The following is a 14,307-nucleotide window of genomic DNA, read 5'->3' as shown; positions in this document are numbered from 1 at the left end:
TCCGCCGGACAGGCCCTAGGATCGGCTGATGACCTTGGAATGGGAACAGGTAATCGTGCACTCGGTAGATCCGGTGTCCTTGGGGCAGTGGTGGGCCGAGGCTCTGGGGTGGGTCGTGGTCCACTCCTCTGATGACGAGTTCGAGATCCGCCCGGAGCCGGATCGCATGCCGGGGTTGGACTTCGTCCGTCTTGATGAGGGCAAGACGGCGAAGAGCCGGCTGCATCTCGACTTCAGGCCTGATGACCAGGACGCCGAGGTGGCTCGGCTGGTGGCCCATGGCGCACGGCGTGTTGACATCGGCCAGGGCGATCAACCGTGGGTTGTGTTGGCCGACCCCGAAGGTAACGAGTTCTGCATCCTTGGCCAACGGCGTCAGTAACTGAGCGTTTGGTCCTTTGCGGGCGCCGGCGGGTCATCAAGAGGCCGGTGCTGGGGTGGCCGCCGTCGGTGATCGTCGTGGTGTTGCCGATGGCGGCCTTGGCCGCGGACTTCGAGTTCCTGAAGAGGGGCGAGCTGACGCAATGTGAGGTTGGTGCGGGGCCAGTACGTCGCGACCAGCAGCACCCGGTCTTCCACCGACAGCCCCCATGGCCGGGCCCGACGGACCCGCGTCCGAGCCGTCACGCCGCAGCATGGTCGCCAACTTGCCGAAACTGCGCGGGCTCAGCCCGGTGAACGGGGTATCCCGGACGATTGCGACGCCGCGTTCACACCAGCCATTCCAAGACCATCTCACCCGCGACCAGCAACCATGGCAGCCCTTGGGGTAAGCGGGTGGTCGAACGCGATCTGAGGAAGATGCCTTTGGTGCTGCCTGCCCGCGTGGTCGAGGTCGGGACCGATCAGCTGGACCGGCCGATGCGGAACTCAGCGGGCGTCTGGCCCTTCCTCGACGAGGCTCAGGAATGGCCCGAGTGTTTCTGCGGCGAGCGGCTGGCTCTATTCCTCGTGCCAGGGTGCGGTCGCAGCTGGTCATGACGGCGACCGTGTCGATGATCTGCTCGGGCCAGATTGTCACGCCGTACGTGTCACATAGGACGGGTTCGAGGTCGGGGTGGGGTGGGGTCGGTGCGGCGCCCGGGCGGGCGCGATGTAGTGCGGGGCATCCCACCCCGGACCGGGGGCCCGGCCGGAAGAGGCTGATGACGGCGATGTAGTCCCTGGGGGTCGCGGTCGCGTACGCGGCCTTCACGTCCTCGAGGCTGCCACGGTCCGACGACATGCGCGCGTTCCCGGCCGACGCCCGCCCGCGTGGTCCTTGCCGCCGCCGCGCGAGGCGGTGACCTCGGCATGATCCGTACTGAGGTCATCGTCGGCTAGTAGCACGACGGCACCACCGCCGGGTTCGCCGCTCAGCTGCGCAGCTGCGCGTTGAGCCGGGCCGCCTGTCGCGTGAGGTGGTCGCGTTCGGGGATGTTGGGCGCTGATCGGGCGGCTTGGGCGTAGAGCCGTGCGGCGGTCACTGGATCACCATCACGCTCGTGCAGGTATGCCGCGACGGCGGCGTACCGCGGGAGGGTCGGGTCGAGATCCGCCAGGGCGGCCAGGCCGGCCCGCGGGCCGTCGGCCTCGCCCACCGCGACCGCCCGGTTGAGGCGGGCCACCGGGCTGTCGGTGAGGCGTACGAGTTCGTCGTACCACTCGACGATCTGCACCCAGTCCGTCTCCTCGGCCGTCCGGGCGTCGGCGTGGAGTGCGGCGATGGCCGCCTGGGCCTGGAATTCGCCCAGGCGGTCGCGGGCGAGGGCGGACTGGAGCGTCTCGACGCCCTCGATGATCAGTTGGGTGTTCCACAGGCTGCGGTCCTGCTCGGCAAGCGGCACGAGCCTGCCGTCGGGGCCGGTCCGTGCCGGGCGCCGGGCGTGGTGGAGCAGCATGAGCGCCAGCAGCCCCGCGACCTCCTCATGGTTCGTTTTGGCCGCCAGTTGGCGAGTGAGCCGGATCGCCTCGGCGGCGAGGTCGACGTCGCCGGAGTAGCCCTCGTTGAAGACCAGGTAGAGCACGCGCAGCACCGTGGCGACGTCACCGGGCTGGTCGAACCGGACGCCGGAGACGGTCCGCTTGGCCCTGCTGATCCGCTGGGCCATGGTCGCCTCCGGCACGAGGTAGGCCTGAGCGATCTGCCGCGTGGTCAGACCGCCGACCGCGCGCAGCGTGAGCGCGACGGCAGAGGCCGGTGTCAGGGACGGGTGCGCGCACAGAAAGTACAGCTGAAGCGTGTCGTCCACGGCCTCACCCGGGCCGGGCATGGGCTCGGCCTCGACCAGCTCCTCTCGCCGCCGCCGGGAGGTATCGGCGCGGACGGCGTCGAGAAACTTGCGCCAGGCCACCGTGACCAGCCAGCCCTTGGGGTCCCGCGGCGGGTCGTCCTGCCACCCGCGCACGGCCTCGACCAGAGCGTCCTGAACGGCGTCCTCGGCCGCCGCGAAGTCGGCTCCGCGGCGGACGAGAACACCGATCACCGCGGGCACCAGCTCCCGGAGCAGCGACTCGTTCACTCGGTGGCCGTGGGCTGCTCGCCGTAGAACGGGCGCACCTCGAGCCACTCGTGGATCGGCTTCCCACCCGCACCCGGCGCCGCGGACAGCTCGCCGGCCAGCTCGAGCGCTCGCTCGTAGGTCTCGACGTCGATCACCATCCAGCCGGCGATCAGGTCCTTGGTCTCCGCGAACGGGCCGTCGGTGACCGGCGGCCGCCCCTCGCCGTCGTAGCGGACAAACGTGCCCTCCGGGGAGAGCGCCTGACTGTCGACGAACTCGCCGGTGCTCTCGAGCCGTGCGGCGAAGTCACGCATGTACTGCAGGTGGGCTGAAACCTCCTCCGGCTCCCACTGGTCCATCGGCACGTCGTTGACCGATGCCGGCGCGCCCCGGTAGTGCTTGAGCAGCAGGTACTTGGCCATGATGTTCTCCTTGGTGAGGTACAGCCCATTTTGTGGCCGTGTTCGCTCCTGGGACGGAGCAGCGCGCTCGTTCTCGACATCTGCTCGCGAAGATTTCTGGCGGACTTCGAAGCTTCTTCCACGATTCGGCCGGCTCGCGTCGCGTTTCGTCAGCGACTCACCCCTTCTGTCGGCCAGTGCCAGCCAGGATGTCCGGTTGCGGTGGTAGGTCTAAGCGGACGAGTACTCACGGTGTGCCGCTCCGGGCAGGGTGGCCCACCGTCCGCCGCTCAGTGGTGTGCTTGAAGGTCCTGAGCATGAGGAAGACGCCGCGATGGCCTCGTACGCTCCCGCTCCAGGCGGCATTGATCGCGCGGAGGCGGCGGGTGGGCGGCGGCACGCGGGCCGGCTGGCTGGAGCTCTTTTACGGCCTGCTGTTCGTCGCGCTCATGGCACAGCTTGCCGAACCGCTCGCCGACCATCCCGGATGGCCGTCCTCCCTACTGAGCCGGTCCGGCCCGCTGGGGCAGAACCGCTTCTCGGAGTCCAACCTGACCCACGTCATCCCTCTCGCCCGGGGATCGCGCCCCTGACAACGCCGCCAGGTCGCCAGACAACTGCTGCCCCAGACACTCGTGACGGGATAGACCCGTTCGCTGGGCTCGCCCGCCGAGCTCCAAGGGGGGCGACTACGCAGCGTTGCCCTCGTGGCCGGCAGCCCTGTCCGTCCACGCCTGGGCACCGGTGTGGGGGTGGCCACGGACAAGGGCGCGAGGCGGCCTCGTTCAGGGGATCTGCCGGTTTGATCACGTGATGCCGAGGGCGGTCAGCTTGCGCCGGCTGGCGGCGATGTCGCCCCAGCCGGTCGGGCGGAAGGCGCCGATGGCCAGGTTCCGCAGTGTGGCCATGGCCCGGGGAGCGGTCCCGGTGCGAACGGGTGGGGCCTCCTTGGCCAAGGTGGTCTCGCGGACGTGGTGGATCTTGTTCTCGACGCCCAGTGTTCGCGGACGCGGTGCGCGAACACTGGGCGTCGGTGTGCTCCGCTGCCAGGTCGACGATCGCGTAGACGCGTTCGAGGGTGGCTTTGCCCGTGCCGATGACGCGGCAGCGTCGCACGATCTGCACGGCCTGGACCGCGTGTGAGAAGCCGCGTCCGCGGGCGCCGGTGGCCGTCTTGACGCGGCGGATCTCGTCGCGGCCATGCGCGGTGGCGCGGGTCTCGTCCATCAGCGGCACTCCCGCCAGGGCAGTCGCTTCAGGTACTTGCGCAGCAGCGGCTGGTTCCCCTTGATCACCGCGATCCAGCGGGCCTGGGTCGGCGCGTTCGCGCAGCAGCGTGGGGGTGTCGTCCTGCGGGATGGTGCCGTCGGCCGGCTCATTTGGGTCCCGTCCAGCCCGGCCGTCCAGCACGACCTGGCACAGCTGCAGAATGATCGCGTGCTTCCTCATCGACTGCTGTGGTGCGATCCTCGGCCCATCCCCCGGTTGAACCGCCAGGAACCGGTGACACTGATCGTCCGCGACCCCGGTTTCCATGAGCCGACCGACGAGGACGACTGCACGACGTTCTGGTACTTCTGCCAGGCGCATGACCGCACCTACCAGCACGAGACGTGCGGGGAAGGCTCGCATCTTGTGGCTTTGCACTGCGAAGAACACGGGCCCGAAAGCATGTGGCCACAGCCACTCATGCTCATGTTCCCGGCAGGTTTTGAGCCTCCGCTCAGCGAGGCCCAACTCGGCTGGCTGCAAGCAGAGTGGGATGCCGTCTAAGCCTGATCCGAAAGAGACGTCCTAGGACCTGTCCGGCCGATCACTCCAGGTGCGCCAAGGCGAGAAGGCGCTCACGCTGTCCCAGCGAGGGCTGGGATCACGACTACAGGAATGTCAGCGGGTGAGGTCAGGGCGCGAAGTACCAGCAGTACAGGTTCTGGCCTTGCCCAGCACGACTCACGGCTAGAGCTGACAGACGCTCAAGGAGGTCAACGGCGCTGCCCGGCCCAATCTCATCGCCCATCTCGGAGACGGCCTCGGCCCACGTGAGGGCGGTAGTTCTGAGCTGATCCGTTCCTGCACTGGCCAAGGCCGTCGAGAGCGTCTGCGGAACAGCGAAGACAGTGAAGCCATCGTTGGCCATAGGCACCACGTGCCGGAGCGGACTCTCAGCCCCCGTCAACAGAGCTTCCCACCTCGGAACTGCGTCATCCGGATAGATGCCGTCACACGGCACGGCAGGAAAATCATGACTCCTGCGCGGTCCTACCCGCACTGCTGACTCATCGTCTCCAGCAAGGAAGAACTCTCCTACAAGCACCATCCGCCGATTCTGGCATGTCTCGGTACCCGGGAGTCCGACCGAGTGACTGCTTCGCCGCCAGGGCGTTAGTGCCGACATGGGGCGGGGTGATCTGACGGATGCCGAGTGGGAACGACTGCGGCCGTTCCTGCCGGTCAGCAACCGGCGTTGTGGCCGGTGGCGTGATCACCGGCAGGTGATCGACGGGATTCTGCACCGGGTGCGAACCGGGGTTCAGTGGCGTGACCTGCCCGAACGGTTCGGCCCGTGGGAAACCGTCTATGAACGCCACCGGCTCTGGTCCGCCGACGGCACCTGGGAACGACTGCTTCAGCAGGTTCAGGCCGCAGCCGACGCGGCGGGCGAGATCGACTGGGACATCTCGGTCGACTCCACCATCGTCCGCGCGCATCAGCACGCGGCCGGCGCCCGCACCGACCCGCCGCTGGCACCCGTGTCAAAGGGGGCCGACGAGGTGGAACACCAGGACGAAACGCCGTGGCAGAGCCTGGTCGCCCGTCTGGTGGAGGTGGTGCTGGAAGTGAGGGCCTGGGTCGGTCGCGCGGCGGGTTCACCAGCAAAGTCCACCTGAGCGCGGACGGCCGCTGCCGCCCGCTGTCCCTGATCGTCACCGCAGGCCAACGAGCGGACTGCACCCAGTTCAAGCCTGTCCTGGACAAGATCCGCGTGCCGCGGCCGGGGCCGGGCAGGCCCCGGAAGAAACCGGACAGCCTCGCGGCCGACAAGGCATACAGCAACGGCCTCGTCCGCGAATACCTGAGGCGACGCGGAATCCGGCACACGATCCCGGAGAAGACCGACAGCCAGGCCGCCCGCCGACGCAAAGGGTCCCGCGGCGGGCGTCCACCCGGCTTCGACAAGGGCCGCTACAGAAAGCGCAACACCGTCGAGCGGTCGATCAACCGCCTGAAACAGTTCCGGGCGGTCGCCACACGCTATGACAAGCGTCGCTACGTCTACCTCGGCACCGCGACCGCGGCAGCTCTCGCCATCTGGCTACGAACTTGATCGCCCGGACAGGCCCTAGTTGGCGGCTGACCATTGCGTTGGTCAGAGCGTTGACCCCTGGTCGACGGCTGCTATCTGCGGGTGTCGTTGCAGAGCGCGCGCATAGAATCGCCGGCATGGCACTGCGACCTGTTCAGGTGAACATCAAGGCTCTAGATGGCTTGGCGGTCGGTCAGTTCTGGGCGGAGGCGCTCGGCTGGAGTGTTTTCCGGCCCGGCGTGACCACCTACGTTGGACCCGTCGGCGACTTCGTTTGGCCGGACCCGGTCGCGGTATGCATCGACATCGTTCCCGTCCCGGAACCCAAGACAACAACAAAGAACCGTGTGCACCTCGATCTCGCCACCACCTCGGCGGCACATCAGGAGGAGTTGGTCGCGCGCCTCCAGGCCCTCGGTGCGACGCCCGTCGACGTGGGCCAGGGCAGCGTGCCGTGGACGGTGCTTGCGGACCCGGAGGGCAACGAGTTCTGCGTGCTGGAGCCTCGGGAGATCTACCGGGACACGGGGCCGATCGCCGCGGTGGTGGTCGACTGCGCGGATCCGCGGGCCATGGCCCGCTTCTGGGGTGAGGCGATGGACTGGACCCTGCACGAGGCGACTGACGAACATGCGGCGTTTCGCTCCGCCAAGGGTGTCGGCCCGTATCTCGAGTTCGTCCGCACGCCCGACGTGAAGGCCGTGCCAGACCGCGTACATCTTGACCTGCTGCCGTACCCCGGTGACGACAAGGAAGCGGAGGTGGCCCGGCTGCGGGCCCTCGGCGCCACCGACCTCGACGTCGGCCAGGGCGACGTCCCGTGGACGTGCCTGGCCGACCCTGAGGGCCACGAGTTCTGCGTCCTTGCCCAGTCCTGACGCGGAGTCCGCACGACACCTCGACACGTGAGCCTTGTGTGCTCATGCGCCATGGCCCCCGGGCGGGTTGGGCTGTGACGTCTCGGTCGACTCGGGCGGCGAGAGCTTGCGTGTAGGGGCGACCGGTGATGCCGGGGCCTGTGATCTCCGGGAGGTCGTGAACGCGGTCACATCCTTCGTGAAGGCCGTCCATCAGCACCCCGGCCAGGCATTCCTCGCCCGTGAACTGCACGAACTGCTGGGCATGCCCGCCGCCGACCCGGCGGTGAACGTCACCCGCAGCCGCCTCGCCCCCCTCACCCGTCAAGGCTTCCTCACCCAACCCGGACGTGGCCTCTGCCGGAGACGGACTCAGCGCCCGCTGAGCACAGGTAATCAACAACCTCCCTGCTACTCGTGCCGGTTCGACCGGCACAAGTAGCAGGGGCGGCGAGGTCGTGTCAGGCGACGGCGGTCCCCTCAAGCTCGACCATCAGGCCGGGGATCGCCAGTCGCGTCACCCCGAGCAGCGTGGAGGTCGGCGCCACCTCGGCGGCGCCCAACCGCGCCGCCAGCACGCCGTAGTGCTGGAACAGCAGATCGACGTCGGTCGTGTAGACGTTGAGCCGGACGAGGTTCGCGAGAGACATGCCGGCCTCGCCGAGCACGGCCTCCAGGTTGTCGATGCTCAGCGTCAACTGCGCCGCCATGTCACCGTCATGCTGGGGCTTGCCGTCGCTGCTCATCGCGGTCTGCCCCGAGAGGTACAGGGTCCGTGTGTGCCCGGAGACGACCTCACCCTGGTTGAACCCCATCTCCACCGACCACGTCACCGGGTTGATCGCCGTTCGTTCCACTGCCACATCCGCTCCATTCGATTCATCGGGAGTACGTACATCCATCGGCTCGGTAGCCGACGGCCTTGATGTCGCGTCAACGAGCCTCGCAACAAATCACGACACCCTCAGTCATGTATTCCGTTAAAGTTCTCGTATGCGCGCCGACCGGTTGGTCTCACTGGTGCTACTGCTGCGCCAGCGCGGTCGGTTGACAGCGGACACGCTGGCCCGCGAGCTGGAGGTGTCCACCCGCACCGTGCTGCGCGACATCGAGGCGCTGTCCGCAGCCGGCGTCCCGGTCTACGCCGAACGCGGCAGGCACGGCGGTTTCGCGCTGTTGCCCGGATTCCAGACCGAGCTCACCGGACTGAACCACGACGAGGCCCTCGCCGTGCTGACCGCCGGATCGGGGCGCGGCGAGCAGGTATTCGGCCTCGGCTCGGCGCTCGCTTCGGCCATGCGGAAGGTGGTCGACGCGCTACCCGAAGGCCACCGGGCCTCCGCGAGCGACGCGGCCCAGCGATTCCTCGTGGACCCGGAGACCGACTTGCTCTCACGCCGGCTGGTCGTCGATGAGGTACCCGACACCACAATGGTCGAGGTCAGGCGAGCGGTGCTCGCCGGTCACAAGCTGCGCATCCACTACGCGGCCACGGGCCAGACACCACAGTGGCGCACGGTGGACCCGATCGGCCTGGTCACCGTACGCGATCGGGGCTACCTGCTGGCCACGAGATCTGGCGCGGACCGCACGTACCGGCTGTCACGGGTCTTGGCCGCCGAGGAACTCCCCGAAACGGCACAGCGACCAAACCGGGTCGACCTGGACCGGATCTGGCGGGAGCGCTCAGCGCAGTTCCTCTCCGGCAGCGACCACATCACCGTGCTGGTACGGGTGAACCCGGCGCGGCGGGAGGACCTGCTGGACACCGCACTGGCTGTTCGCGCAGAAGAACCCGAGGCAGACGGCTGGCTGCGGCTGGAGGTGACTTTCCAGGACTCTCGACACGCCGAATGGGCGCTGTGGCAGCTCAGCACGGACGCGGAAGCCCTGGCCCCGCAGTCGTTGCGCACCTCCCTGCGCAACCGCGCCGCCGCGATTGCCACCCGCTACGGAGACTCATAGTCGGCACCAATTGCTCGGTGGCGCCTTCGCCGACCAGGTTCTGGGGCGCTCACCTGGGAGCGGGGGCCTTACTGGCCCTGCGCGTAGGGGCGAAGCTTGCTCTTTGACGCGACACCGGACCGAGGGTGACGTTGGTGGCTCGCCTTCCGATGTGGATCAAGCGAGCGAAGAACCGAGACGAAATCCTGCGCGCCATCAGGCGGGCCCGCGCCTCACTGATTGCCGCCTGAACCCCACCTTTGCACGCCGACCGGGATCGTCAGCTGGCGCTGCGGCCAGGCGCGCAGTAGCGCGTTGATCTTGGCGGTGGTGCAGTCGGAATCGAGGAGCACGCCCGGGCGACAGCGACGAAGGTTGTTGAACATGTTCAACAAGGCTGGCAAGATGCGCTGCGGGGGTGGTGGCCGTGGCGGAGACACGACACGAATGGCCCGACAGTCGGATGCTGTTGGTCTCGATGCTGGTGCTGTTCCAGGAGGCGGTGCTGGCCGTTGTCGTAGGGGTGCTGTACGAGCAGACCCAAGAGTCGCCCAACACCGTGGGCAACCAGGGCCTCGGGTTGGTACTCGCCCTGCCGTTCCTGGTCGTGCTCGGTCCTGCCGTCATAGGTGCGACGGCGCTTTTTCTCGTGCTGCCTGCGGTGTCGCTCAGTCATCGGCTGGGGCGTCGGTTCGGCGGTCGTGAGACATGGTGGTGGGCACCGCCGGTCGCGGCGGGGTTCGCGTCCCTCCTGCTCGCCGTAGCCGTACTGGCCGACCGCATGGAGCCGCTCACCGCTGCCAAGGCGTGGCTGCCGGCCGCGGTGGTGCTCGTCGTGCCCGCACTGCTCGCCCGGCTGCAGCGGCAGGGTCTCCTGCGGTCGGTGGCACTGTGGGGTACGGCCGTGGTGGTGGCGACCGGCATCCTCGGCGGCATCGCGCTTTCCACCGGCCTGATCGAGGAGTACCGGCCGCCGCAGGTCACCCGAGCGGTGCTGGTCGGCACCTGGTCCGACGGACGGGGCGGCACACTGACGTTCACTGCGGACGGCAGGGTGACGGCTTCCGGGATCGCGCACCGGCTCGGAAGCGGCGACCTCGGCGAGGCAGTCGAGTGCACGGGCCAGGGCATGTGGACATTGGACGCCGGAACGGACACCTGGACCCAAAAGATCGACGTCACAGTCCCGGACTGCTCGTACGAGCCCTGGAACGTCGGCGGCACAGAGAGCCGCATCACGCTCTACCAGTACGTCGGAGACCCGGACTCCTGGAACCTGTACGAGGTGAACAAGGCTCCCACCAGCCCCTGATCAGCGGTCGCGCCCCGCCCGGGCCATCGCCTCGTGCGCACAGTGGGGGTGGACAGGCGCCGCGAGCGGCTGCTCGCGGCGCTGGCCACGCATGGGGGGCTGGTGCGGGAACGCGGCGCGCATGTGTCAAGCATTCCACTGGTCGCAGTATTCGACGTGGATCTCGCGGGCATCGCCGAGGGTGCCGTCGTTTGCGTGAAACTGCGTGCAGAAGTGCGGGTAGTTGGGGTGGACTGGGGTGTAACGGGGTCCCTTGAGGGCGACGTCGAGGAAGTGTCGCGCCGTCTCTCGGAATACCTTCGCGCTGCCGGTCATGAACAGTGTCTCGGCATGAACGTGCTGGCGAAACAGGTCGCGGTTCTCCCGGTAGTGACGTGCCGCGTAGTCGGTTGTGGCGCTGCCGTCAGGTTCTGACTCGGGCAAATTCACGGTCTGGGGATGCCCTGGGCCCAGGTGACCTCGCACCTGCTTCCAGCGAGAGGGGGCGAACTGGAGCGAATGATGCAGGAGTACGAGGTCGAGCTGGAAGCCGACATCGTCCGGCACCTCGCGGGCTGGTGGGCGGTTGGCCCGTATGGACAGGTGACTCAGCGAGCGTGGCGAACGGGCAGCGAGCATCCACAGTCCGGCAATCCTGCGTGCGGCGTCCTGGTCGAGATAGGCGTCCAGGTGTCGGTCGTGGTCGATGAGCACCGCACGGGTCAACGGCTGGGCAGGCCGGATGACTCTGAACTCATCAGCCCCCAAGCGGGACCGGTGTATGACGACGGGTAGTTCCATGGGTCTCCGTTGTGGTGCGTCGGCAGACTTCGTCGGCGGAGAGTTGTTGCCGGGAACCTCGCCGAGCGAGCCGAGAGCCATTCGGTACGTAGCCCCCGGCCTCGTACCCTCAGTGCTCGAGCGCGGGAAGGCCGGCCAGGCCGGTGTCGAGCATGATGCGGTCGACCGTTTCGGTCAGGGTGCTGTCGGCGCCGATGACGGTCTCGATTCCGCCGGGCAGGAGGTCGAGCTCTCTGTACCAGTCCCGTAGCTGCGGCTCACTGACCTCGCTCGCGATCGGCTTGGTGGCGTGGCGGGCGAGGGTCTGCTCGAACGGCACATGAAGGTAGTAGGCGTGGGTCGGGCCGCGGTGGTCGGAGCGCAGTTGCTCGAGCATGGCGCCGTAGTGTTCGGCGTAGAGGATTCCTTCGACGACCACGTGGTACCCGGCATCGAGGGCGTAGCGGGCTGTCAGGTCGATCAGGCCGATGTTCGCCGCGCCGGGCCGATCCCTCTCTCGCAGCACGATCCGGCGCAGATTGTCCTGACCCACCAGAGCCAGGCCACGCCCGAAACGGCCACGGAGGCCGGCTGCAACAGACGACTTACCCGAAGCACTGTTGCCACGCAGGAACACCAGCCTCGTGTTCTCGGTACCCACGTTCACCCAAGTGAGACTACCGGTGGCCACTCACTCTGTCTGGGTGAATATCGAGCTGCAACTCCAGGTCAGGCCGCTGATCAGCCTCTGACCCACTTCTGTTCGTCCTCGTCCCACACAATGCGGAAGGGAGTGGCGCCCCCGGCGTCCCGTACGACCGCGTCGAAATCGCGGACGAGGGCCACGTGCGCCGCCTCGGGAAGGTTGCCGGGCAGGTGAAGTTCCCACCGCCCGTCATCGCTCCGCACGACGATGAGGTCCAGGTGAGCGGTATCCGTCGCTGCGTCGCGCTTCCCCACGCGGCTACGGAGCGACGTGAGGAACGCGCGGAATTCGTCGTACGAGTCGCTGGCGGCACGCTGCAGAACTTCTTGGATCAACGTGACAGTCACCCAGCCGACGCCCGCGCCGAGAGTCAGCGCGGCAGTTTCGACGATTCCGGTATTGGCACTGCCGCCGTGGAACGTGACGCCGTCGCGATCCCACTCCCGGGGCGCCGGATAGTAGTCGGAGCCCTCACCACCGGAGTTCATGCCGCTTGGCTGCTGTCCGTGCGTCTCATGCGTCATGAATGCACCCCCGAGGTCAAGGAGAGCAGACGACCGTCGCGGACGTCCAGAGCGACAGCCGTATGGCCACGTAGGTGAGATGCCGGAACGCATGTCGGCGGGTGGTGACGGGGGTTCCGGCACGGGCCCACGAATGTCGGTCAGAAGGTGGAGCGGCTGGACGGCAATCCCTTACTGCCGGTCATGGAACCGGCCCCCGCCACATCGCTGCCTGCGCGAGCCGACCAGGCAGGGCGGGGGTTCAGCAGTCGTAGCGGTGGGTGTACGGGGTGTCGGGGCAGGTGCGGCAGACGAAGAAGTACATTCCGCCAAGGTCGCCCAGGCACATGTCGTGCCCGAAAGCATCGAAGGTGGCGGGATTGGCCTCGGCTTTCCAGGACGGGGTCGCGGCCCCGTCCTGGCGTGGGTCCCGGTCGTCCAGGGGAAGCCAACGACCCATGCCCGGTTCTGTCGCGGTGACGCTCAGCAGGTGTTCCATGCGGGTGCCGCAGCCCTCGCACTCGGGCCAATCGGGCTGCTGTGTCCACCCCGGGTAACCGCCGACCTTGCTCTGCTGCGTGGTGGCGACCTCGAAGTAGTCGTAGCCCCGTTCCTCCCGCAGGACCTCGAACCGCTCGTCGAGCAGCTCGCCGAGTCCTTCCGGCAGGTCCCAGTTCGGGTACTCCACAGCCTGAGTGGGGGACAGCGTGCACGGGCGCGGCAGGTAGTCCTCCTCCACCGTGTGCGGCAGGGGCGCTTCCACGGCAGTGGCACCGGCGGCCGTCAGCGCCGCGCTGCGCCAGCGCAGCCGGGGGTTGGCCGCATACTGGTCGTCCTCGTGCACCAGCGGACACCACAGGATCTGCAACAGGTCGGTGCCGGCGGGGAAGACGAGGCCGGGCACATCCCGAGCGTACAGCTGTACTACCGGGACCATCGCGACCGGCTTGGGCCAGACGGGCGCGCCGAGCGGCTTGTAGTGGTCCGGTTCGGTGCACATCGGCCAGGGCTCGTCGGCCGGCCACAGCAGCGGCCCACCGATGGAACTGTCCCCCGGGCCCGGCTGCCCTGCTCGGGGGTAGAGGAGGGTGACCTCGCGGGCCGTCCCGGCCAGCTCCGGAAAGACCGCCTCGACCTCGAAAGGCATCGGCGCCAGATCCCTGGGCCTGGTCGGCCAGGCCTGAGCGGCGCCCTGCTGCGTGCGCCCTGACGGCATGGGGTCGCCCGCTACTGGTGGTCGTACGCCGTCGACCCTAGCCGCCGCCACTGACAGTCGGAGGGTCCCGCCCCTGCTTCCCGCTGCACTGCATGCTGCCCGTCGGCGACGTGCCGGCCGCCCATTAGTGATCTGCGGGTCACGCAGTCGCCATGCTTCAGTGCCTGCGGCAAGATCAGGCAGATCGACATCGCAGGGAGAGACGACGGATGGTCACCGCCACCCAGGGAGTGAAGGTCACCTCGCCGTGCGCGGCCTGTGGTGGGGTACTGGTCCGAGACGTCGGTCAGTTCATCGACCGGGGACAGCTGCGCTGGGGCGTCGAAGGACGGTGTCACGGTTGCCCAAACGCGTGGTGCGAGATGGGCGTAGCCCCAGCTCCCGAAGAGATCAGGCAGGCATTGCTGGCTGAGCACGGGGCCGCTCTCCTTCGCCTGGCGGCCGAGGAGGCCAGCGTTGTCCCCGTGATGCGAGCCCTGCGCGAGATGCGCGGCTTGTCTTTGGACGAAGCCCGTCTAACGGCCGCCGGCCTGAGAGGAGCCGGCCTGGTCGGCACCTTCGTGGAGATGACGCACCTGGCAGACGGACTTCGCAAGCGCTCCGTCGCCACCACCCTTACTCCGGCGCCCATCTGACCTCCCGCGACGCTGCTGGGGTGGGTTGACGGCGGCGGCGATGTTGCAGGCCTCCGCCACGCGAGGTTGCCGCTGTAGTGGGCACACCCCCGGCACACCGGGCTGGTGCCCGACCTCGATCAGGCCACGACAACAACTGAGGCGCGGGCGGCGGGGCTCGGGGCGGTCCGTGTCGGGGATGTCCGCG

General features: G+C 68.1%; 16 protein-coding genes and 2 pseudogenes. 8 read left to right on the top strand and 10 right to left on the bottom strand.

All coding sequences use genetic code 11. The features are described from left to right. The first annotated feature begins 28 nt into the window (after positions 1-28). On the top strand, positions 29-382 hold the full coding sequence (locus ABZ939_RS12365; protein WP_361852391.1) for a VOC family protein: 354 nt from the start codon (positions 29-31) through the stop codon (positions 380-382). A gap of 122 nt (positions 383-504) precedes the next feature. Here ABZ939_RS12365 and ABZ939_RS12360 read toward each other — a convergent pair. The 4 genes and pseudogenes from ABZ939_RS12360 to ABZ939_RS12345 form a co-directional block, all read right to left on the bottom strand. Continuing rightward, positions 505-723: pseudogene (locus tag ABZ939_RS12360) on the bottom strand (IS5/IS1182 family transposase); the annotation flags it as partial. Positions 724-961: 238 nt separating this feature from the next. Next, positions 962-1,168: pseudogene (locus ABZ939_RS12355) on the bottom strand (hypothetical protein); the annotation flags it as partial. A gap of 187 nt (positions 1,169-1,355) precedes the next feature. Further along, positions 1,356-2,501: a DUF6596 domain-containing protein gene (locus ABZ939_RS12350; RefSeq protein WP_361852389.1), complete on the bottom strand. Its 1,146-nt coding sequence runs from the start codon at positions 2,499-2,501 to the stop codon at positions 1,356-1,358. Then, positions 2,498-2,905: a YciI family protein gene (locus ABZ939_RS12345; RefSeq protein WP_361852386.1), complete on the bottom strand. Its 408-nt coding sequence runs from the start codon at positions 2,903-2,905 to the stop codon at positions 2,498-2,500. The genes ABZ939_RS12350 and ABZ939_RS12345 overlap by 4 nt, the downstream gene beginning before the upstream one ends. Before the next feature lie 296 nt (positions 2,906-3,201). Between ABZ939_RS12345 and ABZ939_RS12340 the strand changes: the two genes are divergently transcribed. From ABZ939_RS12340 to ABZ939_RS12325, 4 genes are all read left to right on the top strand, one after another. Beyond that, positions 3,202-3,477, top strand: a complete 276-nt coding sequence (locus tag ABZ939_RS12340; RefSeq protein ID WP_361852384.1) for a hypothetical protein — start codon at positions 3,202-3,204, stop codon at positions 3,475-3,477. Between the two features lie 670 nt (positions 3,478-4,147). Next, positions 4,148-4,657, top strand: coding sequence for a hypothetical protein (locus ABZ939_RS12335; RefSeq protein ID WP_361852381.1), 510 nt, complete (start codon positions 4,148-4,150; stop codon positions 4,655-4,657). 620 nt (positions 4,658-5,277) lie between these two features. Continuing rightward, a protein-coding gene (locus ABZ939_RS12330; protein ID WP_361852378.1) for an IS5 family transposase occupies positions 5,278-6,209 on the top strand; the annotation gives its coding sequence in 2 pieces (ribosomal slippage) (positions 5,278-5,610 and positions 5,613-6,209; 930 coding nt in all). 116 nt (positions 6,210-6,325) lie between these two features. Next, positions 6,326-7,066, top strand: coding sequence for a VOC family protein (locus tag ABZ939_RS12325; RefSeq protein ID WP_361852375.1), 741 nt, complete (start codon positions 6,326-6,328; stop codon positions 7,064-7,066). A gap of 440 nt (positions 7,067-7,506) precedes the next feature. Here the strand turns inward: ABZ939_RS12325 and ABZ939_RS12320 are convergent, their stop codons facing one another. Beyond that, positions 7,507-7,902, bottom strand: a complete 396-nt coding sequence (locus ABZ939_RS12320; protein WP_361852623.1) for a RidA family protein — start codon at positions 7,900-7,902, stop codon at positions 7,507-7,509. Between the two features lie 136 nt (positions 7,903-8,038). Here ABZ939_RS12320 and ABZ939_RS12315 point away from each other — a divergent pair, with 136 nt between their 5' ends. Further along, positions 8,039-9,010 (top strand): WYL domain-containing protein, encoded by a 972-nt coding sequence (locus ABZ939_RS12315; protein ID WP_361852373.1) that lies wholly within the window; start codon positions 8,039-8,041, stop codon positions 9,008-9,010. A gap of 212 nt (positions 9,011-9,222) precedes the next feature. Here the strand turns inward: ABZ939_RS12315 and ABZ939_RS12310 are convergent, their stop codons facing one another. Beyond that, entirely contained in the window at positions 9,223-9,375 is a 153-nt protein-coding gene (locus ABZ939_RS12310; protein ID WP_361852370.1) for a hypothetical protein, read from the bottom strand. Between the two features lie 41 nt (positions 9,376-9,416). On the opposite strand from ABZ939_RS12310, the gene ABZ939_RS12305 reads away from it, so the two are divergent. After that, positions 9,417-10,301, top strand: a complete 885-nt coding sequence (locus ABZ939_RS12305; RefSeq protein WP_361852368.1) for a hypothetical protein — start codon at positions 9,417-9,419, stop codon at positions 10,299-10,301. A 126-nt stretch (positions 10,302-10,427) separates the two neighbouring features. Here ABZ939_RS12305 and ABZ939_RS12300 read toward each other — a convergent pair whose 3' ends face one another. The 4 genes from ABZ939_RS12300 to ABZ939_RS12285 all read right to left on the bottom strand — a co-directional run bounded on the left by ABZ939_RS12300 (position 10,428) and on the right by ABZ939_RS12285 (position 13,416). Further along, positions 10,428-11,081 (bottom strand): hypothetical protein, encoded by a 654-nt coding sequence (locus ABZ939_RS12300; RefSeq protein ID WP_361852365.1) that lies wholly within the window; start codon positions 11,079-11,081, stop codon positions 10,428-10,430. Between the two features lie 109 nt (positions 11,082-11,190). Next, a complete protein-coding gene (locus ABZ939_RS12295) occupies positions 11,191-11,721 on the bottom strand; it encodes an AAA family ATPase (protein ID WP_361852621.1) in 531 nt (176 codons plus the stop codon). 80 nt (positions 11,722-11,801) lie between these two features. Further along, the gene (locus ABZ939_RS12290) at positions 11,802-12,290 is read right to left on the bottom strand and encodes a hypothetical protein (RefSeq protein WP_361852364.1); all 489 of its coding nucleotides are present in this window, start codon (positions 12,288-12,290) and stop codon (positions 11,802-11,804) included. Positions 12,291-12,531: 241 nt separating this feature from the next. Then, positions 12,532-13,416, bottom strand: a complete 885-nt coding sequence (locus tag ABZ939_RS12285; RefSeq protein WP_361852361.1) for a hypothetical protein — start codon at positions 13,414-13,416, stop codon at positions 12,532-12,534. 278 nt (positions 13,417-13,694) lie between these two features. Between ABZ939_RS12285 and ABZ939_RS12280 the strand changes: the two genes are divergently transcribed. Next, a complete protein-coding gene (locus ABZ939_RS12280; RefSeq protein ID WP_361852358.1) occupies positions 13,695-14,120 on the top strand; it encodes a hypothetical protein in 426 nt (141 codons plus the stop codon). Positions 14,121-14,307: the final 187 nt, after the last annotated feature.

Source organism: Streptomyces sp. NPDC046712, assembly GCF_040645695.1.
In the GTDB taxonomy this organism is placed as follows: domain Bacteria; phylum Actinomycetota; class Actinomycetes; order Streptomycetales; family Streptomycetaceae; genus Streptomyces.
Note: the sequence above shows the minus strand (reverse complement) of the source record. Positions and strands in the feature narration are given on the sequence as shown.